Source organism: Ralstonia sp. A12 (assembly GCF_000801955.1).
Lineage (GTDB): Bacteria > Pseudomonadota > Gammaproteobacteria > Burkholderiales > Burkholderiaceae > Ralstonia.
Map to the genome: position 1 here is coordinate 859,250 of NZ_JSZO01000001.1, position 20,367 is coordinate 879,616.

The window sequence follows — 20,367 nt, forward strand, 5'->3', positions numbered from 1 at the left end:
GAAGGCGGCGCGCATACGTGCGGCGCCGCCAGGATCAATGTTGTAGTGCGTTCGTGACCACGCCGGTGGCCGGGTCCAATACCACTTCGATGCGTGCGGGCCGGCCCGTGCGGCCGGGCTTGCGCGTGACCATGGCGCCGTTGGCGCTCACCGTCATGAAACCGCCCGCCCCGTTCATCTCGGCCATCGGGTTGTAGTAGCGGTAGAACTGCAGCACCGTCTTCACGTAGTTCTGCGTCTCGGCATAGGGCGGGATGTCGTTGCCGTGCTTCTGCACCGCGCCCTCGCCTGCGTTGTAAGCGGCGAGCACGAGTTCGAGATTGCCGGAGAACATGCGCAGCAGATCGCTCAAATAACGCACGCCTGTGGTGATGTTGATCTTGGGGTCGGCCAGCTTCTGCGCGGCTGTGCGGCGCGCGTCTCCGGTCACGCCGTAGCGTGCGCCGGTATCCGGAATCACCTGCATCAACCCGATCGCGCCCTTGGGCGACACAGCCTGCGGATTGAAGCCCGATTCCGCGGCAATCACGGCCTTCACGAAGGCCGGGTCGATGCCGCGCTTGTTGGCCGCTTCGCGAATCAGCGGTTCGACCATCGGCACGTTCGGGTGCTGCAGCACCGCGCGCACGAGGCGTTGACGCATGCCACCCGCGTTGTCCAGCGCATCGCGCTTGCTGGCATTGAGGTAGGCATCAGCGTCGGGCAACTCGGTGGCAGGCAGGGCGATGGCGTTGTCGCTCTTGTCGTCCGACCCACCGGCCACCGCTGCGCCCTTCATGAAGAGCACGTAGCGGTCGTCCAGGCGCTCGGAGGCGAAGTGCGCGAGGCCGTTTTCGTCGATGTAGCCGTAGACGTCCGCGCGCGCCGGCTGACTGGCCAACAGGGCCAGCGCCGTCAGTGCGAGTGCGAAACGTGAGAACAGCTTCATCGTTGTCCGTTAGCGATCAGATGTCGGCTTCGACTTCGTTGCCGCGCGCTTCCAGCCACGTGCGGCGCGCGCCGGCCTCGCCCTTGCCCATCAGCATGTTCATCATGTTGACGGTCTGTTCCTGGTCCAGCGCACCCAGCGCCACCGGCAGCAGGCGGCGCGTGTCGGGGTTCATGGTGGTTTCCCAGAGCTGCTCGGCGCTCATCTCGCCCAGGCCCTTGAAGCGGGAGATCTGCCAGGCGCCTTCCTTGACGCCGTCCTTGCGCAGCTTGTCTTCAATGGCTTCGAGCTCGCCGTCGTCCAGCGCGTAGAGTTTCTGTGCGGGCTTCTTGCCGCGCGCGGGCGCATCGACACGATACAGCGGCGGGCGGGCCACGCATACATTGCCGCGATCAATCAATTGCGGGAAGTGCTTGAAGAACAACGTGAGCAGCAGTACCTGGATGTGCGCGCCGTCCACGTCCGCATCGGACAGGATGCAGATCTTGCCGTAGCGCAGGCCGGAGAGATCAACCGTGTCCGTCGGCCCGTGCGGGTCCACACCGATGGCCACCGCAATGTCGTGCACTTCATTGTTGGCGAACAAGCGGTCGCGCTCGGTTTCCCACGTGTTCAGCACCTTGCCGCGCAGCGGCAGGATGGCCTGGAATTCCTTGTCGCGGCCCATCTTGGCCGAGCCACCGGCGGAGTCGCCCTCCACCAAGAAGAGTTCGTTGCGGGTGACGTCGTCGGATTCGCAATCGGTCAGCTTGCCGGGCAGCACGGCCACGCCGGAGCCCTTCTTCTTCTCGACCTTCTGCGCTGCACGCGTACGGGCCTGGGCCTGCTTGATGACGAGTTCGGCCAGCTTCTTGCCGTGCTCGACGTGCTGGTTCAGCCACAACTCCAGCGCCGGGCGGCTGAAGGTGGAAACAAGCCGCACCGCATCGCGGCTGTTCAGGCGTTCCTTGATCTGCCCCTGGAATTGCGGGTCCAGCACCTTGGCCGACAGCACGAACGAAGCGCGTGCAAACACGTCTTCGGGCATCAGTTTGACGCCCTTGGGCTGCAGCGCGTGCATCTCGACAAAGCTCTTCACGGCCTGGAACAGGCCTTCGCGCAGACCGGACTCGTGCGTACCGCCGGCAGGCGTCGGGATCAGATTGACGTACGACTCGCGCACCGGCGAGCCCTCTTCCGTCCAGGCCACCACCCACGACGCGCCTTCGCCGAGGGCAAAGCCCTCTTCGCCCGACTTGTCGGGGTCGGCAAAGTGTTCGCCCTCGAACAGGGGGATCACCGGATCGGCGCCGCTACCCTGCGCGAGCGCTTCCACCAGATAGCCGCGCAGGCCCTCGGCGTATTGCCACTCGAGCGTCTCACCGGTTTTTTCCAGCGTGAGCGTAACCTTCACGCCCGGCAGCAGCACGGCCTTGCTGCGCAGCAGGCGCTGCAGCTCGGCCTGCGGAATGTTCTCGGAATCGAAATACTTGGCGTCCGGCCAAGCGCGCACGCGCGTGCCGCTCCTCTTCTCGCCGCGCTCGGCCTTGCGGGTCGCCAGCGGCTCAATGACGTCGCCGCCGGAGAACGTGAGCGTGGACACATTGCCGTCGCGCCAGACTGTCACTTCCAGCCGCGTCGACAGCGCGTTCGTGACCGACACGCCCACGCCGTGCAGGCCGCCGGAGAACGCATACGCGCCGCCACTGCCCTTGTCGAACTTGCCGCCCGCGTGCAGGCGCGTGTAGACGATCTCGACCACCGACACACCCTCTTCCGGGTGGATGCCGACGGGAATGCCGCGCGCCTCGTCTTCCACGCTCACGCTGCCGTCCTTGTGCAGCGTCACGGCAATCAGCTTGCCGTAGCCGCCCAACGCCTCGTCGGCGGCGTTGTCGATCACTTCCTGCACGATGTGCAGGGGATTGTCGGTGCGCGTGTACATGCCCGGCCGTTGCTTGACCGGTTCCAGGCCCTTGAGGACCTTGATCGACGATTCGCTGTATTGGGAGGTTTTGCTCATGGAAGGCGGAAAAACTGGCGGGCTCAGGGTCTGCCCTGAGCGCCGGAATGCAGCGCGCATTGTAAAGGAAGCTGCCTTCAGCAATGCGGAGGGATTGTCAGCATGGGGATGCGACGCACAACCGACATCCCGCTGACATGTTGACGGACTACTGCGGAATCGGCGTCACACCGTACCGGCGCGCTTGCCTTCGAGTGCTTCCCAGCGCTCAAGCGCTTCCAGCAGCTCCAGCTCGATCGCCTCATGGCGTTCGGCCAGCTTCTGGGCGCGCTCCGGGTCACGTCCGTAGATCGTGCCGTCTTCCAGTTCAGCGCCGACCTGCTTCTGCTCGGTCTCCAGCGCCTCGATGGCGGCGGGCAGCGCTTCCAGCTCGCGCTGTTCCTTGTAGCTGAGCTTGACCGCGGCGCGCTCGCGCGGCTTGGCCGCGTCCGGCTTCTTCTCTTCGGCGACGGGCTTGGCAGCCTGTGCGATCTGCGCGGAACGTGCGGACTGCACCTGCCAATCCGAGAACCCGCCCACGTATTCGCGCCAGCGGCCCTCGCCTTCAGCGGCAATCACGGAAGTGACCACGTTGTCGACGAACGCGCGATCGTGCGAGACCAGGAACACGGTGCCGCTGTATTCCTGCAGCAGCTCTTCCAGCAGTTCCAGCGTGTCGATGTCCAGATCGTTGGTCGGCTCGTCGAGCACCAGCACGTTGGCCGGGCGCGCGAACAGGCGCGCCAGCAGCAGCCGGTTGCGCTCGCCGCCTGAGAGCGACGCCACCGGCGAGCGCGCACGCTCCGGCGGGAAGAGGAAGTCGCCCAGGTAGCTCATCACGTGCTTACGCTGGCCGTTGACTTCGATCCAGTCGCTGCCGGGGCTGATGGTGTCGGCCAGCGAGCGGTTGAGGTCCAACTGCGCGCGCATCTGGTCGAAATACGCGACCTGCAGGTTGGTGCCGTTGCGCACCGTGCCCGAGTCGGGCGCCAGTTCACCGAGGATCAGCTTGAGCAGCGTGGTCTTGCCGACGCCGTTGGCGCCGAGAATGCCGACCTTGTCGCCGCGCATGATGGTGGCGGTAAAGTTGTCTACGACAATCTTGTCACCGTATTGCTTGGTCACGTCGGTCAGCTCGGCGACGATCTTGCCGGAGCGGTCGCCCTGCGAGACTTCGAGCTTGACGTTGCCCTGCACCTCGCGGCGTGCCTGGCGCTCCACACGCATCTGTTCCAGGCGCGCGACGCGGCCAACGCTGCGCGTGCGGCGGGCTTCCACGCCCTTTCGAATCCACACTTCTTCCTGCGCGAGCAGCTTGTCGAAGCGCGCATTCTCCAGCGCCTCAGCTTCCAGCTCCTGCGCCTTGCGCGTCTGGTAGGCCGTGAAGTTGCCCGGGTACGAGCGCAACTTGCCGCGATCCAGTTCGATGATGCGCGTGGCGACACGATCGAGGAACGCGCGATCGTGCGTGATGAACAGTACGCTACCGCGGAAGGCCAGCAGCAGGTCTTCCAACCAGCGGATGGAGTCGTAGTCGAGGTGGTTGGTCGGCTCGTCCAGCAACAGGATGTCGGGCGCGCCCACCAGCGCCTGCGCCAGCGCCACGCGCTTGGTCAGGCCGCCCGAGAGCGAACCGATGCGCGCGGCTGGCTGCAGACCAAGCTGGGCGATGGTCGTTTCCACGCGCGTGTGCAGTTGCCATGCATCAGCGGCGTCGAGCTGCGCCTGCAGGGTGTGTAGCTTGTGCAGCGCCTCGTCATGATGGGAGTCGGGCGAATCCCCCATCGACGCAACCAGCGCTTCGTATTCAGCAAGCAAGCCAGCCGCATGCGGCACGCCCATCGCCACGGCTTCGGCCACGGTCTGATCCGGATCGAATACGGGCTCTTGCGGCACATAGGCCGAGGTGACACCGTTTTGACGGGCGATCAGGCCGTCGTCAGGGGCGGTCGTGCCCGCCACGATCTTGAGCAGTGACGACTTGCCGGTGCCGTTGCGGCCGATCAGGCCGACGCGCTCGCCGGCTTCCAGCGAGAAATCGGTGTGGTCGAGCAGCGCCACGTGGCCGAACGCCAGTTGCGCATCGGTAATGGAAAACAGGGCCATGCTGGAGTGAAGAAGAATGCGGGCCGCGTGCGGCCGGAAGGCGCGTATTGTAGTCGGCCCGCGCGGCAGCCATTCGGTGTCATTGCGCTTGTGCGTGTCGGTGCTATAACGCTTGTGCCGCCGGGCTCGCTTTTCCGGCCGCTTCCATTCACAACGCTAATGAAGGGGAACACCCATGCGCGGACTGTTCGGGCTGTTGATCATCTTGATCGTGGCGGGCATTCCGGTGCGGCAAATTCTGCTGCGGACCGGCTTCTCTCAATGGTGGGCGCTACTGGTGCTGGTGCCGCTGGTGAACCTGGTGGCGCTATGGATCTTCGCGTTCTCGAACTGGCCGCGGCAGTCGTCGCAGCCGGGCGACGTGCTGCCGAATCAAAGCTGAACCGGGCAGCGGTGAACGAGGGGGTGCGTCAAAGGTTCGCACCAAAAGATGCGCACCAAAGAAAACGGCCCGCTTTCGGCGGGCCGGAAGAGTCTCTCCTCGATGCCTTGCGAACAAGACATGGGCGGAGCATAGCGCCCCTTGTCCGTCTCGGGCAGTCAGGACAAACCCGGTAGGGAAAAACGCCGAGATTGCCCATAACGCCAAGCTCCGTGCGGCTTCGCACCGCAACAACGCATGCCGCGTCAAGCATGCGCACGTCGCACGCCATACGGGTGCGACGCACCAGCCGGATCGTTGATGCGGTGCGGTCTGCGCACGCTTGATGTGCGCGGCGCACCACCGCAAAGCCCCCTTCGCCTCGCACCTGCAAGCAGATTTCTAGAGCGTGGAATCCAGCCTTGCGGCCTGCTTACAACACAGCAAAAGTGGGGGCCTGCAGGTTGCCTCTTCGCGCCGTATCATGCAGCAGGCTCTCCGGTCACAAGCTGGACATAACGATAAAGCGGGCCACCATTCTTTCCCGGGGGATACAACCATGCTGTGCTTCAAGCGCACGCTGCCGATCGCAGCGCTGCTTTCCGCGTCTCTGTCCGTCTTTGCGCCGGGCTCTGCCCTGGCCTCTGCCACACCCGTTCTCGATCGCATCCGCGATACCGGCACCGTGCGAGTCGCGCATCGCGAAAGCTCCGTGCCTTTCTCGTTCTACGACGCGGACAAGAAACCCATCGGCTATGCGATGGATCTCTGCCTGCGCGTGGTCGACAAGCTCCGCACCGAACTCAAGCGGCCCGACCTGAAGGTGCAGTACGTGATGGTGACGTCGTCCTCGCGCATTCCGACCATTGCCGAAGGCAAGGCGGATGTCGAATGTGGTTCGACCACCAACACGCGTGAGCGCCGTGAAAAGGTGGCCTTCACCATCCCGCACTACATCGCGGGCAGCCGGATGATCGTCAAGACATCGTCGGGCATCCGCAAGTGGGACGACCTGCGCAGCAAGACGGTGGTCTCGACCAAGGGCACCACAAACATTACCGAGCTGCGCAAGGTGAACGACGCCCGCGTGCTGGGCATGAACATCATCGAAGCAAAGGACCATGCGGAGGCCTTCGCCATGGTCGAAGCCGGCAAGGCCGATGCCTTTGCCATGGATGACGTGTTGCTCTACGGCTTTCGTGCCAACGCCAAAAAGCCGAACGACTACGCCGTGGTCGGCGACATGCTGACGATCGAGCCGTACGCGATCATGCTCAGCAAGGACGACGCCGAGTTCAAGCGCCTGGTTGATCGCGCGATGACCAACATCATCCTCGACTACGAGGCCGATAAGCTCTACAAGAAGTGGTTCCAGCAGCCGATCCCGCCTAACGGCGCGAAGCTCGACATTCCGATGAGCTTCCTGCTGCGCGATTCGTTCAAGTATCCGAGCGACAAGGTCGCCGACTGAACACCGCAGTTGAACGTTCAACGCCGCCAAACTTGGCGGCGTTTTTCTTTGTACAACTAGCGCTGCGGCTTGCCGAGCATGCGCGAGAGCACGGCTTCTGGCGAATGCGTGCGATCGGCAATCGCAGCCGGATCCAGATAGAAGGTCTGCTCCATCATCGCGCGACCACGCATGGCTGCATGCAGCGCCTGATCGCTGAAGACCACCCACGTCGCACCCGGCGCAAACTCGAAAGTCTGCTGTGGTGCGGTGCGCTGGTATTGCAGATCGGCTTTCGCCAAGTCATGCAGCTGCAGCATGCGGTGGTCGTACTCCGAGCGCGGGCACTTGGTGATACGCAGCGCGCGCATCAACCATGACTGACCGGGCAGCATGGCACGTGTTTTCGGCACGAAGCGCTTGGCGAAGTCTGCAAACGGTTCACCCATGCGCCAGATGCGCGGCGCATCCGGATCGATGTTGTGGAACACACGCAGAAGGCGCTGGCCGTGCAGTGGGTTCGACGGAAAGGCATCGACATGCAGGCGCGTGTCGTCCTTGCGCCAGCTTACTGGCCGCCCGGCAATCTCGGCGGGGCGCAGCGACGCACCTGCTCGCTTGAGATGTGGGCCGTAGTCGGGAAACAGCGCGAGCACCAGGCGCTCGGCGGCATCGGCATAGCGGCGGATCAGCGCGGAAAGATCGCGCAAGTCGACGGGGGCACCCACCGCGCCTCGCACAGTGGTTTCGTTGGCGCGCAGGTTGATGTTTTTCGTCTTGCCGTCAGACCAGCGCGCATCGAGAAAGCGCTGCTCGCGCGTGCTCAACGGAAAATCGAGCGCAGGGAAATGCAACACATTGCCGCGTTCGAGAGCGGCACGCATGGCAATCGCTTCGGTTACGGTAACGGCGGGTGCCCATTCGCGGACCGGCCAAGGCACCACCATATCGATGGCGGACGGTGCAACTGTGGTCAACTCCCCGACGCATTCTCCGCGGACCGGCTGTTGAGCCGGCGCAAACCCCTGCATACTTCCCATGAACTTATCAATCGCTTATTCGAAATTATTCGCGAATGATAGGACGTTCACCAACTCAGCGCATCGCCAGGGAACACAACGCTGCATGTCGTACGGCGCGTCACAAGTGTGACGCTCCCAGCGATTGGGAGAGGAAAGTAGGCTTTACAGGAAGTGCTTGACGACCTGTTCTTCCAGGCCGATAAAGCGCACAAGTTGGCGCGAACCGTCCGGGAACTGTTTGATGACGTGGCCGTCAGGGGTATCGGTATGACGAAAGTAGATCGGGCGATCGATCGTCCCAGGCCGTTGCTTCGGTAGCAGGCCATCCAACGACGACTCCACCGTCCACGGATCGTCCCGTTCTTCGGATGTCAGCATGTTGGTTGCCAAGAGGTTTTTCCGATGAGGGATGAAGCATAACTTCCGTGAACAATCATGCAAAGTTCGTAATACTTAAATCTGATTCGGTGACCGATCGTTCGTTCGATTTAGCGTTTGCGACACCACAATCGCATCCAAATTGTGGGGCGTGGCCTACAAAACCCCCACCATCATCAAAGTTTCACGCAGTTCCGATAGCCCCGCGGCCTTCCCATGAGCGACACCCCCTCCCCACCCTCATCTCCGCTTGCGGCCTTGCGTGAACGCTTGTTGCGCGCCTTCGATCGCAAGCTGCGGCAAACCTCGCGCATGTCGCGCAACGGGCTGCGGTTTTCCATTTTTCTGGCCGGTGCAATGGGCGTGGCGGTGTTCTCGCTGGTGTTCTCGTGGGTGGCGGATACCGCGCTGGCGTGGCAACACGCCCTGCATGCGCACTACACGTGGGCGGCGTTCGTGCTGCTGCCGCCAGGGTTGGCGGCACTGCGCTGGCTGACGTTGCGTGTGGCACCACAGGCGCGCGGCAGCGGTATCCCACAAGTCATCGCCACGCAGCATCTGCCGCCGTTTGGGGTGGCGCAGACGACGCTGGTGTCCTTTCCGCAGGCGCTGTGGAAGATCGGGCTGACGGCGGTGGCGTTGTTTCTGGGCGCATCCGTCGGGCGCGAGGGGCCGTCCGTGCAGGTGGGTGCGGCGGCCATGCTGGCCTGGGGCGCTTGGTGGCAGCATCGCGCTGGCGTGCGCGTGGGTTTCCATGCACAGGCCCTGCTGACAGCCGGGGCGGCCGGTGGCCTGGCGGCGGCGTTCAACACACCACTGGCCGGTGTGGTCTTTGCCATTGAAGAGCTGGGCAAGGGTGCCTCACTGCGGTGGGATCGCCTCGTATTGGCGGGCGTGCTGGCCTCCGGCTTCCTGTCGCTGGCCATCGTGGGCAACAACCCGTATTTCCAGGTGCACGAGCCCATCCTGTTCCTGCGCGAAGCGTGGCCGTGGATCGTGCTGGCCGCGCTGGTGTGCGGCGTATTCGGCGGGTTGTTCGCCAAGCTGTTGCTAGGCGGTGTCGCGGGAATCCTGCCCGCGGCCATCGGGCAGCGCGTTCAGCAGCATCCGGTATGGACTGCGTTTGGCTGTGGCGTGGTCCTCGCCTGCATTGGCGCCAGCACGCACGGCGATACCTATGGCACCGGCTACGAGCAGGTGGCCGCCCTGCTCAACGGCCATCCGATCGAAACGCACTGGTTTGGCGTGTCCAAGCTAGCCGCGACAGTGGCGTCGTATTTTGCGGGCATTCCGGGCGGCATCTTCACGCCGTCACTGGCGATCGGTGCGGGGCTGGGGCAGCACCTGTGGCAACTCACCGCCGGCTTGGCCGACGAGCGCGTGCTGGTGCTGGTGTCGATGGCCGCCTTCCTGGCGGCAGCCACACAGGCGCCCATCACGGCCAGCGTGATCGTCATGGAGATGACGCGCAGCCAGAACATGATGTTTCATTTGCTCGCGGCGACCTTGCTGGCGTCATTCGTAGCCCGGCAGTTCTGCCCGCGGCCGTTCTATCACGCAGCTTCGCGCAACTTCCGGCGTGAGGCACTAGCCGTCGAAGCCGCCTCAGAAAAGGCCGCGAAGGCCTAGGCAATCTGGCCTTGACGGAGCAAATTGCGTAGAATCGCCGCTCGCTCGGGCGGCCTTTTGCGTCACCCAGAGCAGGTCACTCGCCGTAGCACAATGGATAGTGCACGCGCCTCCTAAGCGTGAGATACAGGTTCGATTCCTGTCGGCGGGACCAGCGCATAGACAAAAGCCAGGCAAACATCACCTGGCTTTTCTGTTTTTCCGGCCCCAGAAACGACGAGGCCCGCCACAATCGGGCGGGCCTATGGTAGCGGATGGCCCCGGGTCATCTAGGTCAGCACCGGCAGCGCTTCGAGCACGAGCAGCCCGATCAACACCCCAATGATCGTCAACAGCACACGGATCCCTACCCGCGCACCTCGGATCGCCAGTGGCGCTGACACCAGTCCGATCACACCCGCCACGCAGACGGCGAGCAACAGGTATAGGTTGGAGAAGGCCATCGGGAATTCCATCATCCGCCCCTTGCCGGCCCTGAGTGACCGGTGTTTTGAGTATAGGACGCGCTCCCATTCCGGCAACCTGCTGTCATGCAGTTCGCGCTGGTTGTTTTTGCGCACTGCAAAAAATCGTGCTATAGTTCGAGGCTTGGCTGCTTACTGCCCTTTTGCGGTTGGCCGATGTGCTGGTTTCGACACCAGCGCCCATCGCTCAAAATTCCGCCCCAAAGCATGCGCAGCCGATTGCCATAGAGCTTGGCATCGTCTCCGATCTCCCGCGTGGATTCACATCACGCCGCAGGGACCGCCGCCCTACCTCGCTGATTCAGTCAGCTTGTGGCCGGCCCACTCCCCCGCCTTGTCCGTTTTGCAGCCTCGTCTGTCGAACCGGCCTTATCCGATTGGCGCCGACGCCCGTACTTAACCGGTCGCCGTATCCCATTTCCGTCGTTTGCATCGTGTGATGCAGGCGGCGCGGCAGCCTTACTACCTTTTCGACATGACGCAGCCTCAAGACGGCAGCGGCGCTATTGCGCACGCTGAAACCACCATTCAGAATTCCGACGCGCTGCTGGCCGACGCCGCAACCCGCGCCAGCGCCTTTGCTGAGCTGGGCCTGGACGAACGCATCGTCCGCGCGCTGGGCGAAGTGAACTACACCACCCCGACGCCGGTGCAGGCGCAAGCCATTCCGGCCGCCTTGGCCGGTAGCGACCTGTTGGTCACGAGCCAGACCGGTTCGGGCAAGACCGCAGCCTTCATGCTGCCGGCCATCCAACGCATCAGCGAGCAGCCTGAGCCGCAGCGTCCGCGCATGGACGGCCCGCCGCAACGCATGAAGGGTCGCCGCCCCCGCCCGGCCCCGGCCAAGCCGTCGCTGCTGGTGCTCACGCCCACGCGTGAACTCGCCCTGCAGGTGACGACCGCCGCCTCGCAGTACGGCCGCCATATGCGCCGCATCGTCTGCGCGAGCATCCTGGGCGGCATGCCCTACCCGAAGCAGCTCGACATGCTGGCACGCATGCCGGACATCATCATCGCCACGCCGGGCCGCCTGCTCGACCACATCGATTCAGGCCGCATTGATCTGTCCGCGCTGAACATGCTGGTGTTCGATGAAGCGGACCGCATGCTCGACATGGGCTTTGCTGACGACATCGAAGCGATCGTCGGTGCCACGCCGGCCACGCGTCAGATGCTGATGTTCTCGGCCACCATGGACCGCCGCATCGAACAACTGGCCGAGCGCATGATGCGCGACCCGCAGCGCATTGAAATCGCCGCTGCCAAGGTTGACCAAAGCAACATCGAAGAGCGCCTGCACTTCACCGACGACGTCTCGCACAAGCAGCAACTGCTCGACCACCTGCTGCGCGATGCGTCGCTCAAGCAAGCGATCGTGTTCACGGCTACCAAGCGCGATGCCGATTCGCTGGCCGAGCGCCTGACCGAAACCGGCTTTGCCGCCGGCGCCCTGCACGGCGACATGCACCAAGGCGCGCGTAACCGCACGCTGACGGCACTGCGCCGCGGCCACCTGCGCATTCTGGTGGCTACCGACGTGGCGGCTCGCGGCATCGACGTGCCGGACATCACCCACGTGGTCAACTTCGACCTGCCGAAGCAAGCCGAAGACTACGTGCACCGTATCGGCCGTACCGGTCGTGCCGGTCGTAGCGGTATCGCCATCAACCTGGTGAACCACAACGACACGTTCCAATGGCGCCGCATCGAGCGCTTCGTTGACCGCCGCATCGACGCGAGCGTCATCGAAGGCCTGGAGCCGAAGCGCACGCCGAAGCCGCGCAGCGGCGGCCCGCGTGCCGGTGGCGACCGTGGTGGTTACCGCGGCAATAACGGTGGTGGCGGCTATCGCGGCCAGCGTGAAGGCTACGGCGCACGCCAAGGTGGCTTCGGTGGCAATGGCGGCAACAGCGAAGGCCGCTTCCAGCGCAGCTTCGGCGGCGACCGTGATGGCTTCGCTCCGCGTCGCGACGATCGCAACGGCAACAGCAACGGCGGTGGCTACCAAGGCGGCCAGCGCGAGTGGAACCGTGACGACCGCGCCCCGCGCCAATCGTACGGCCAAGGCCAGCAAAACCGTGGCGACTGGCAACAGCGCCCGGCCCGTACGCAAGACGGCAACCGCGGCTTTGGCAACAGCAACGGCGGCGGCTACGGTAACCGCGATGGTGCTCGTGATGGCAATCGCGAAGGCTACGGGAACCGCGAAGGCGCCGCACCGCGTCGTTTCGGCGACAACAACGGCAGCCGCTTTGGCGATAGCAATGGCACCGGCGCACCGCGTCGTAGCTACGGCAATCGTGATGGCAACCGCGACAGCTACGGCAGCAAGGGCCGCTCGCGCGATTTCGATCGTTGATCGGCTAAGCGCATCGCCCCAATGAAAAAGGCCCCGCAAGGGGCCTTTTCTTTTGCCTGCGCCAACGTCAAAGCGCGCAAGTCCGGAAGCCGACAAAGATGTCATCGCGCTCCGGCAGCAAGAACCCCCGGAAGCGAGGATGATGCGCCCGCTGCGGCGTATGGGCAGCAGCGCCTCGCACCGTTTGCATCGTCATGAAATGCGGCGCTGACAGACCCGCGACACGGCCGCGCGGCACACCCGGCACAAAATCCGGATACGGCTCGAACGGGGACGCAGTCCACTCCCACACCTGCCCCCAATGGAAGCCGGCACGACCCTGCACAGCGGCCATTTCCCATTCATCTTCGGTCGGCAGGCGGCGGCCCGCCCAACGGCACCATGCCTGCGCTTCGTACAGGCTCACATGGCGCACAGGCTCGTCGCGGTTGATCGTGCGCGCCTGACCATAGCGCAGCGCCTGCCATGTGCGCGTGGCAAGGTCACGCTGCCAACCCAGCGGCGCAGAGCGCTCCTGCATCATCAGCCACTCCATGCCCGCGGGCGACCACCACTGCGGATGGTCGTAGCCACGATCTTCGATGAACTCCAGGTACTGAGCGTTGGTGACCGGCTGCGCGTCGATCTCGAACGCAGGTACGTACGTGCGGTGCGGCGGGCATTCGTTGTCGAAGAAGAAACCGTCTGCATCCGGCCACCCCATCTGGAAACGGCCACCGGGCAAAGACAGCGTCTGCGCCGCCGGCACGGCCACGGCAGCCAGCGGCGGTTGCCCGGCGGGCTGCAGGCCCAGCACCTGCAGCAGGCCGTGCAGATGTTCGGCACGCAGGTCTTCGTGAAAAACGGCCCAGCGGAACGGTTCGAGCGCCGCATCGTCATCGGTGCCAAGCGTGGCCAGCTTGCGCAGCACGCGGTCGAGCACATCGTGCGCGTATTGCTTGACGGCCGTGATGCCGGGCAGCGTCAGCTCCCAGCACGCATCGGGCGGCAGGCGATCCATGTCGAAGAAGCTGTCAGCGCCTTCGAGTGCAGCGGGCAACGTGGCCTGCCAGCGCGAGAGATCCCATTCGGTGCCGGCGCCATCTTCAATGGTGTCGCTGCCATTGCGACGCGGCTCACGCAGACACCAGAACTCGGCAAACCACGCGAGTTGACCCAGCGTCCACAGCGGTGGCGCGTGGTACGGCACGCGTTCGATCTGCCAGCCGCGCTGCGTGTCGCCAAACGCGGCGAGCAACGCCAGCGTGCGGTTACGCGCATCCACCAGGCTGTGTGCGATGCCCTGGCGTGGCAGGCGGCGGCCGTCGGTCCAGTCGGAAAGCGATCCGATGAACGTCGGATCAGGAAGCATGAAGAACTCAGCCATCGCGGCACACCTCGGGCGGCATCTCAAGATCGAGAGCCATTATCGCACCGCCCGCCCTGCCCTTCTGCCCGCGCCTAGCGGCTGACGCTGGCGTGGCAGACGGCAAAGTCCTCGCCCGCGTCGGTCCACGCATACAGATCCTCAAAACCCGCATCGGCAAAGAGGCCCCGCAGACGTGGTAGATCGTATTTGACGGAATTTTCGGTATGCAGGCGCTCGCCGGCAGCGAACGCACGCTCTTGATTACCCCAGCGGACCGTCACGTCGCAGCGGGCTTCGAGATGCATTTCGATGCGGTGCGCGTCAGTGCGATACAGCGCGAGGTGGCGCCAATCCCGCACGTCGAAATTCGCGCCCAGCAAGCGGTTCAGATTGCGCAGCACGTTCAGGTTGAATGCCGCCGTCACACCGAGCGGATCGTCGTAGGCCGCCTCCAGGCGGCGCGCATCCTTGATGAGATCGATGCCAATGAGCACGCTGTCGCCGGGGGCTGAGGCTTCGCGCAGGCGCGTGAGGAAGGCCCGCGCATCGTCCGGCGTGAAATTGCCCAGGCTGGAGCCGGGATAGAACCACACGCGGCGCCCATCGCCCACGGCATCGGGCAACACGAGCGGCGCACAAAGGTCGGCACCGATGCCCACCATGGGGAGCTTCGGATGCTGCTGCGCCAAGCCGCGCAGCGTGTCGCGCAGAAAATCCGCCGAGATGTCGATGGCCACGTAGCGCGATGGCGCCAGCGTGCGGAACAGACGTGCGGCCTTCTCGCAGTTGCCGGCACCCAGGTCGATCAGCGTGGCGGCACGCCCAACGCGCAAAGCGATCTCGGCAGCGTGCAGACTGAAGATGGCGGCTTCGGTGCGAGTCGGGTAGTACTCGGGTAGATCGGTGATCGCCTCGAACAAGCGGGAGCCAAGCGCGTCGTAGAAAAATTTGGGGCTGACGCTGGCGGCCGATGCCAGCAGACCGGCCTCTGCCTCAACACGCAGGGCCGCGTCGTCCTCGGTAAAGAGCTGATAGAACGTCAGGCCCGCGCCGATGGCGTCGACGGTCGGCTGCGGCTGGATCAGACGGGCCAGCGCGCGGCGGGCATAGGCGTCGGCGGAAGGCTTGGTGGCCTGCATGGTGTCTCCCGTTGGGGGTGGAACGGCACGGAACAGCATGGTCATGAAGGCCAGTGACAGCGAAAAATGTGCCACTAGCTCCGCACTGGTGAATTTGCAGCGTAGACGCCGCTTCGTGACAACGCCACCGTTCTTTCACACGAGAGCGCGGCAATGCTGTGTGGCACATCGCGTAAAAATCGCCCGCGCCGCTGAAAAAATCGCGCGTACTCCCCCGTGATGCGGGTGTTGTATTTGCGCAGCGCAGCAATCGCTGCCTGCGCTATAATGCGGGCTTCCTCAAAGGGGAGTAGCTCGGGGGTTCTTCAGCCCCAGGCACGATCGTCAAGACGAGGCAGAAAATCGCCTCCGGTCGTGTCGGCAGCAACAGGTTCCCAACCTGTTCATGTCGAGCAAGACCTTTGCAACCGGATTCATGGTCTGCAAAGCGTCTCGCCCCAGCTTTCCATGTCGTTCGGTCAACCGGTTTTTATTGTTGTTTGACTTGGAGCCACCATGGAATGGTTGTCTGACATTTTCACCATGCAGTTTGCTGCCGCGCTGGCGTCGATCATCGTGATCGACTTGGTGCTCGCGGGCGATAACGCCATCCTCATCGCGCTGGCCGCGCGCAACCTGCCGCCCGAGCTGCAGAAAAAAGCCATCATGTGGGGCGCAGCGGGTGCCATCGTCGTGCGCGCGTTGATGACGCTGGCGGTGGTGTGGCTGCTGAAGATTCCTGGCCTGATGCTGGTGGGCGGTCTGGCGCTGGTGTGGATTGCGTGGAAGCTCCTGGCGGACGACGGCCAGGACGGCGGCGAACACGGCACCGGCAGCACCACGCTGATGGGCGCCATGAAGACCATCATCATCGCCGATGCGGTGATGGGCATCGACAACGTGCTCGCCATTGCCGGTGCTTCGCATGGCAGCTTCCTGCTGGTGGTGCTGGGCCTGCTGATCAGCGTGCCCGTGGTGGTGTGGGGCAGCGGCGTGGTGCTGCGCCTGATTGAACGCTTCCCGCTCATCATCTATGGCGGTGCTGCGGTGCTGGCCTATACGGCGGCACACATGATCGTGGCCGAGCCCGTCCTCAAGCCGTTCTTTGCCGCGCAACAACCGCTGGTGTGGACTGTGTACGCGGTGGTGTTCCTGATCGTGCTGGGCGGCGGCTGGCTGGTGCAGCGTCGCCGCCAGCAACTGGCTTAAGCCGCAACGGACTGACCGGCGAGGACACGCGCCAGCATGGCGCGGTCAATGTTGCCGCCGGTCAGCGGCAAACCAACGCGCAGGCCGGCAATCTGGTCGCGCTGCTGCCATGCGCCCGCCAGGCCCGCGGCAGCAGCGCCTTCCGCCACGTTGTGCGTGGTCGAGAAATACAGGCGAATGGCCTCGGCCACTTCATCGTCCGTCACCGCAACAATCTCATCGACGCCCGCGCGGATCACCTCCAGCGCCTTCGCGTCCGGCGTGCGGACCGCCAGCCCATCGGCCAGCAGCGTCGACACTGGCGCCGACACCACTGCACCGCTCGCGAACGAGTGTTCGTAGGATCGGGCATGCGCCGACACCACACCAACAATGCGCGTCGACAGTCCGAGCGCATCGCGTACACGCACGGCCGCACAGATGCCCGAGCCCATGCCGATCGGCACATACACGACATCCAGCGGCGTAGCCTCAAAGAACTCCAACCAGTAGCTCGCCACCCCCACGACCAAATCCTCGTGATACGAAGGCACATAGTGCAAGCCACGCTCGGCTGCGAGTTGTGCCGCCACCTCACGGCTGGCCTGGAAATCGTCACCGGCTTCGATCAGCTCCGCACCAAGCGCGCGCATGGCAGCATTTTTTTCCACGCTATTGCCATGCGGCACGACAACAGTCGCCGTCATGCCGCTCCGGCGTGCCGCCAAGGCAATCGACTGACCATGGTTGCCGCGCGTCGCAGAGATCACGCCGCACAACCCAGGCTCACGTCCACGCAATGCGTGCAGGTAGGTCAGCCCACCACGCACCTTGAATGCGCCCACTTCCGTATGGTTCTCGTGCTTCACCCACACCGCCGCGCCCACAGCTTGCGAGAGCAGCGGCCAGCAGTACTGCGGCGTCGGCGGAATCACCGCGTTGACGACGCTGGCAGCCTCGCGCAGGCGGCGCAGTTCGGCGGCAAGGTTGAGCGAGGCGGCGGTGGCGCTGTGTGACATCGTGTTCTCCGGCAGACAGTTTGAAGCGATGGCCCTATCTTGCGCGCCCGCCCTGTCCGGCAACATCGACAATTCCGCAATTTATCAGTCCAACTGTGCCGCCAGTCCGACCGGGCCAGTTTTCTGACACAGCCAGTACAGTTTCAAGCTGAGTCCCCCTCAGCGGCTCACGTTACAATGCGGCTCAATCGATTTCCGACGCCTGCCCCTCGTTCGCGCTCGTATGCAGCCTTATCTCGACCTGATGCGCCATGTCTACGAACATGGCACCGACAAAGCCGACCGCACCGGCACGGGCACGCGCTCCGTGTTCGGCCACCAGATGCGCTTCAACCTGCAGGACGGCTTTCCGCTGGTGACCACCAAGAAGGTCCACATCAAGTCCATCGTCTATGAACTGCTGTGGTTCCTCCAGGGCTCGACCAACGTGCGCTGGCTGCAGGACAACGGCGTGACGATCTGGGACGAATGGGCCGATGCCGATGGCGAACTGGGCCCCGTCTACGGCTCCCAATGGCGCTCCTGGCCGACGCCCAACGGCGAGCACATCGACCAGATCGCCGAGCTGATCGCGCAGATCAAGCGCAACCCTGATTCGCGCCGGTTGATCGTGTCGGCCTGGAACGTGGCCGACATCCCGCGCATGAAACTGCCGCCCTGCCACGCGTTCTTCCAGTTCTACGTGGCCGACGGCAAGCTCTCGTGCCAGCTCTACCAGCGCAGCGCCGACATCTTCCTCGGCGTGCCGTTCAACATTGCCAGCTACGCGCTGCTCGTGCACATGGTGGCGCAGCAGACTGGCCTGGACGTGGGCGACTTCGTCTGGACCGGCGGCGACTGCCACCTCTACAACAACCACTTCGAACAGGTGGAGACGCAACTCGCGCGTGAGCCGCTCGCCTTGCCGCGCCTGCACATCAAGCGTAAGCCCGAGAGCATCTTCGACTACCAGTACGAAGACTTCGAGATCGTCGGCTACCAGAGCCATGCTGCGATCAAGGCTCCTGTCGCCGTATGACCATCCTCACCCTCATCGTCGCCCGCGCGCGCAACGGCGTGATCGGCCGCGACAACACGCTGCCCTGGCGCCTGCCCGAAGACCTCGCACACTTCAAGCGCACCACCATGGGCGCGCCCATCGTGATGGGCCGCAAGACGTACGACTCGATCGGGCGCCCGCTGCCGGGTCGTCGCAATATCGTGGTCACGCGCAACGCTAAGTTGGAACTGCCGGGCTGCGAGATCGCGTATTCGATGGAAGATGCACAGCGCCTGTGCGTGGGCGTCGAGCAGATCTTCCTGATTGGCGGCGCGCAGCTCTACGCGGATGCCCTGCCGAGCGCAGATCGCCTGATCGTCACCGAAATCGATGCGGACTTCGAGGGCGATGCGCACTTCCCGAAGCTGGACCCGAAGGTCTGGCACGAAGTCGCGCGCGAGACGCACCACGCAGCCGCGCCCAACGATTTCGACTACGCGTTCGTCACGTACGAACGCCCACCATCGGACGAGCAGTAAGGCAGCTGGCAACAAAAAACGCGCTCAGTTTCGAGCGCGTTTTTCATTTCGGCTGCGGCAATTTATTCGCCAGCGATCGTCATCTGTTCGATCAGGATCGAGCCGGTTTCCTTTGTGCCGCGCACCAGCGCATCCGCACCGATGGCGACAATCTGGCGGAACATGTCGCCCAGGTTGCCGGCAATGGTGATCTCTTCCACCGGATACTGAATCACGCCGTTCTCGACCCAGTAGCCCGATGCGCCGCGCGAGTAGTCGCCGGTCACGTAGTTCACGCCCTGGCCCATCAGCTCGGTCACCAGCAGGCCCGTGCCCATGCGGCGCAGCATCCCGGCAAAGTCGTCCTCGGGCTTGGTCTTGTCGGAGAACAGCGTCAGGTTGTGCGAGCCACCCGCGTTGCCGGTGGTCTGCATGCCGAGCTTGCGCGCGGAATACGTCGACAGGAAGTAGCCTTCCACCACGCCGTTCTTCACCACATCGCGGCGCTGCGTGCGTACCCCCTCCTCATCGAACGGCGCGCTGCCCATGCCACCCGCCACGTGCGGGTCTTCCTTGATCTGCACGTGCGGCGCGAAGACTTCCTTGCCCAGCGTATCGAGCAGGAAGGTCGATTTGCGATACAGCGCCCCGCCCGACACGGCCTGCACGAACGCACCCAGCAGGCCCGCTGCCAGCGGCGCCTCGAACAGCACCGGGCACTTGCGCGTGGTCAGACGGCGCGCAGACAGACGCGCCAGCGCACGTTCCGCAGCATACTTGCCGATGGCTTCCGGCGCGGCCAGATCGGCAGGCGAGCGCTTGGACGAGTACCAGTCGTCGCGCTGCATATGCGCACCCGTCCCGGCAATCGGCGCGGCCGAAATGAAGTGACGCGAATACGGATAACCCGCCATGAAACCGCGCGACGTGGCCAGCACGAAGTGCGAGTGCTGCGCGGAGATGCTCGCGCCATCGCTGTTGCGGATCTTCGGGCTCACGGCAAAGGCAGCGGCCTCAGCAGCGCGCGCGATTTCGACTGCAGCTTCCGCATCGATCATCCACGGGTGGTAGAGCTGCAGGTCTTGCGGATGCTTCTCCAGCAGCTCTTCTTCGGCCAGGCCGGCGCAATCGTCATCTGCTGTAAAGCGCGCGATGTTGTAAGCAGCCTCCACCGTGGAGCGCAGCGCGGCCGGCGAGAAATCCGACGTGCTGGCGTTGCCGCGCTTCTTGCCCAGCATGACCGTCACGCCGACGATCTTGTCGCGGTTCTGCTCAATGGTCTCGATCTCGCCCTTGCGCACCGAAACCGACAGGCCCTGACCTTCGGAGATTTCCGTCGCCGCATCAGTGGCGCCAAGCTCGCGTGCAATGCGCAGCACATCGGTGGCCATCTCTTCGAGCTGTTCGCGGCGGTAGGCAAACACAGGGGCAGTCTTGGAATCGAGCGTTTGAGACATAGGCAATCAAAGGGGGAAAACGGGTGCCGCGATTTTGGCAAAAGCGGGCGGAAGTGCCCATC

17 protein-coding genes and 1 tRNA gene are annotated in these 20,367 nt (G+C 64.1%); 8 read left to right on the top strand and 10 right to left on the bottom strand.

Going from position 1 to position 20,367, the window contains the following annotated elements:
• Positions 1-34 precede the first annotated feature (34 nt).
• From PI87_RS03945 to PI87_RS03955, 3 genes are all read right to left on the bottom strand, one after another.
• Positions 35-928, bottom strand: a complete 894-nt coding sequence (locus PI87_RS03945; protein ID WP_039596320.1) for a lytic transglycosylase domain-containing protein — start codon at positions 926-928, stop codon at positions 35-37.
• 16 nt (positions 929-944) lie between these two features.
• Positions 945-2,930 (bottom strand): DNA topoisomerase IV subunit B, encoded by a 1,986-nt coding sequence (locus PI87_RS03950; protein ID WP_039596321.1) that lies wholly within the window; start codon positions 2,928-2,930, stop codon positions 945-947.
• Between the two features lie 165 nt (positions 2,931-3,095).
• On the bottom strand, positions 3,096-5,015 hold the full coding sequence (locus tag PI87_RS03955) for an ATP-binding cassette domain-containing protein (RefSeq protein WP_039596322.1): 1,920 nt from the start codon (positions 5,013-5,015) through the stop codon (positions 3,096-3,098).
• A 175-nt stretch (positions 5,016-5,190) separates the two neighbouring features.
• Here PI87_RS03955 and PI87_RS03960 point away from each other — a divergent pair, with 175 nt between their 5' ends.
• Positions 5,191-5,397 (top strand): hypothetical protein, encoded by a 207-nt coding sequence (locus PI87_RS03960; RefSeq protein WP_039596323.1) that lies wholly within the window; start codon positions 5,191-5,193, stop codon positions 5,395-5,397.
• 538 nt (positions 5,398-5,935) lie between these two features.
• Positions 5,936-6,847: an amino acid ABC transporter substrate-binding protein gene (locus tag PI87_RS03965; RefSeq protein ID WP_039596324.1), complete on the top strand. Its 912-nt coding sequence runs from the start codon at positions 5,936-5,938 to the stop codon at positions 6,845-6,847.
• 56 nt (positions 6,848-6,903) lie between these two features.
• Here PI87_RS03965 and PI87_RS03970 read toward each other — a convergent pair whose 3' ends face one another.
• Entirely contained in the window at positions 6,904-7,866 is a 963-nt protein-coding gene (locus tag PI87_RS03970; protein WP_039596325.1) for a Kdo hydroxylase family protein, read from the bottom strand.
• Between the two features lie 144 nt (positions 7,867-8,010).
• The gene (locus tag PI87_RS03975; RefSeq protein WP_198139504.1) at positions 8,011-8,238 is read right to left on the bottom strand and encodes a hypothetical protein; all 228 of its coding nucleotides are present in this window, start codon (positions 8,236-8,238) and stop codon (positions 8,011-8,013) included.
• A gap of 204 nt (positions 8,239-8,442) precedes the next feature.
• On the opposite strand from PI87_RS03975, the gene PI87_RS03980 reads away from it, so the two are divergent.
• Together PI87_RS03980 and PI87_RS03985 are read left to right on the top strand one after the other, a co-directional pair.
• Positions 8,443-9,855: a chloride channel protein gene (locus PI87_RS03980; RefSeq protein ID WP_039596327.1), complete on the top strand. Its 1,413-nt coding sequence runs from the start codon at positions 8,443-8,445 to the stop codon at positions 9,853-9,855.
• Between the two features lie 79 nt (positions 9,856-9,934).
• A tRNA-Arg gene (locus PI87_RS03985) sits at positions 9,935-10,009 on the top strand.
• Positions 10,010-10,124: 115 nt separating this feature from the next.
• Here the strand turns inward: PI87_RS03985 and PI87_RS03990 are convergent.
• Entirely contained in the window at positions 10,125-10,313 is a 189-nt protein-coding gene (locus PI87_RS03990; RefSeq protein WP_039596328.1) for a hypothetical protein, read from the bottom strand.
• A gap of 481 nt (positions 10,314-10,794) precedes the next feature.
• Here PI87_RS03990 and PI87_RS03995 point away from each other — a divergent pair, with 481 nt between their 5' ends.
• A complete protein-coding gene (locus tag PI87_RS03995; protein WP_039596479.1) occupies positions 10,795-12,678 on the top strand; it encodes a DEAD/DEAH box helicase in 1,884 nt (627 codons plus the stop codon).
• 67 nt (positions 12,679-12,745) lie between these two features.
• Here the strand turns inward: PI87_RS03995 and PI87_RS04000 are convergent, their stop codons facing one another.
• Positions 12,746-14,044: an ergothioneine biosynthesis protein EgtB gene (locus PI87_RS04000; RefSeq protein ID WP_039596329.1), complete on the bottom strand. Its 1,299-nt coding sequence runs from the start codon at positions 14,042-14,044 to the stop codon at positions 12,746-12,748.
• A 74-nt stretch (positions 14,045-14,118) separates the two neighbouring features.
• Positions 14,119-15,165 carry an L-histidine N(alpha)-methyltransferase gene (gene egtD, locus PI87_RS04005; protein WP_039596330.1) on the bottom strand — a complete coding sequence of 349 codons (1,047 nt, stop codon included), beginning with the start codon at positions 15,163-15,165 and terminating at the stop codon, positions 14,119-14,121.
• A 495-nt stretch (positions 15,166-15,660) separates the two neighbouring features.
• Here egtD and PI87_RS04010 point away from each other — a divergent pair, with 495 nt between their 5' ends.
• Positions 15,661-16,353 (top strand): TerC family protein, encoded by a 693-nt coding sequence (locus tag PI87_RS04010; protein WP_039596331.1) that lies wholly within the window; start codon positions 15,661-15,663, stop codon positions 16,351-16,353.
• On the opposite strand, the gene PI87_RS04015 is transcribed toward PI87_RS04010, so the two are convergent.
• Positions 16,350-17,351 carry a threonine dehydratase gene (locus PI87_RS04015; protein ID WP_039596332.1) on the bottom strand — a complete coding sequence of 334 codons (1,002 nt, stop codon included), beginning with the start codon at positions 17,349-17,351 and terminating at the stop codon, positions 16,350-16,352. The two genes, PI87_RS04010 and PI87_RS04015, sit on opposite strands and share 4 nt — an antisense overlap.
• Positions 17,352-17,574: 223 nt before the next feature.
• Between PI87_RS04015 and PI87_RS04020 the strand changes: the two genes are divergently transcribed.
• A complete protein-coding gene (locus tag PI87_RS04020) occupies positions 17,575-18,369 on the top strand; it encodes a thymidylate synthase (protein ID WP_039596333.1) in 795 nt (264 codons plus the stop codon).
• Positions 18,366-18,869: a dihydrofolate reductase gene (locus tag PI87_RS04025; RefSeq protein WP_039596334.1), complete on the top strand. Its 504-nt coding sequence runs from the start codon at positions 18,366-18,368 to the stop codon at positions 18,867-18,869. Before PI87_RS04020 ends, PI87_RS04025 begins: the two co-directional genes overlap by 4 nt.
• A gap of 62 nt (positions 18,870-18,931) precedes the next feature.
• On the opposite strand, the gene pmbA is transcribed toward PI87_RS04025, so the two are convergent.
• Entirely contained in the window at positions 18,932-20,305 is a 1,374-nt protein-coding gene (pmbA, locus tag PI87_RS04030) for a metalloprotease PmbA (RefSeq protein WP_039596335.1), read from the bottom strand.
• Between the last annotated feature and the right edge of the window lie 62 nt (positions 20,306-20,367).

Excerpts from the sequence above, each read along its gene's own strand:
- PI87_RS03945 (WP_039596320.1), bottom strand. The coding sequence starts at position 928 with ATGAAGCTGTTCTCACGTTTCGCACTCGCACTGACGGCGCTGGCCCTG.
- PI87_RS03950 (WP_039596321.1), bottom strand. The coding sequence starts at position 2,930 with ATGAGCAAAACCTCCCAATACAGCGAATCGTCGATCAAGGTCCTCAAG.
- PI87_RS03955 (WP_039596322.1), bottom strand. The coding sequence starts at position 5,015 with ATGGCCCTGTTTTCCATTACCGATGCGCAACTGGCGTTCGGCCACGTG.
- PI87_RS03960 (WP_039596323.1), top strand. The coding sequence starts at position 5,191 with ATGCGCGGACTGTTCGGGCTGTTGATCATCTTGATCGTGGCGGGCATT.
- PI87_RS03965 (WP_039596324.1), top strand. The coding sequence starts at position 5,936 with ATGCTGTGCTTCAAGCGCACGCTGCCGATCGCAGCGCTGCTTTCCGCG.
- PI87_RS03970 (WP_039596325.1), bottom strand. The coding sequence starts at position 7,866 with ATGGGAAGTATGCAGGGGTTTGCGCCGGCTCAACAGCCGGTCCGCGGA.
- PI87_RS03980 (WP_039596327.1), top strand. The coding sequence starts at position 8,443 with ATGAGCGACACCCCCTCCCCACCCTCATCTCCGCTTGCGGCCTTGCGT.
- PI87_RS03990 (WP_039596328.1), bottom strand. The coding sequence starts at position 10,313 with ATGATGGAATTCCCGATGGCCTTCTCCAACCTATACCTGTTGCTCGCC.
- PI87_RS03995 (WP_039596479.1), top strand. The coding sequence starts at position 10,795 with ATGACGCAGCCTCAAGACGGCAGCGGCGCTATTGCGCACGCTGAAACC.
- PI87_RS04000 (WP_039596329.1), bottom strand. The coding sequence starts at position 14,044 with ATGGCTGAGTTCTTCATGCTTCCTGATCCGACGTTCATCGGATCGCTT.
- egtD (WP_039596330.1), bottom strand. The coding sequence starts at position 15,165 with ATGCAGGCCACCAAGCCTTCCGCCGACGCCTATGCCCGCCGCGCGCTG.
- PI87_RS04010 (WP_039596331.1), top strand. The coding sequence starts at position 15,661 with ATGGAATGGTTGTCTGACATTTTCACCATGCAGTTTGCTGCCGCGCTG.
- PI87_RS04015 (WP_039596332.1), bottom strand. The coding sequence starts at position 17,351 with ATGTCACACAGCGCCACCGCCGCCTCGCTCAACCTTGCCGCCGAACTG.
- PI87_RS04020 (WP_039596333.1), top strand. The coding sequence starts at position 17,575 with ATGCAGCCTTATCTCGACCTGATGCGCCATGTCTACGAACATGGCACC.
- PI87_RS04025 (WP_039596334.1), top strand. The coding sequence starts at position 18,366 with ATGACCATCCTCACCCTCATCGTCGCCCGCGCGCGCAACGGCGTGATC.
- pmbA (WP_039596335.1), bottom strand. The coding sequence starts at position 20,305 with ATGTCTCAAACGCTCGATTCCAAGACTGCCCCTGTGTTTGCCTACCGC.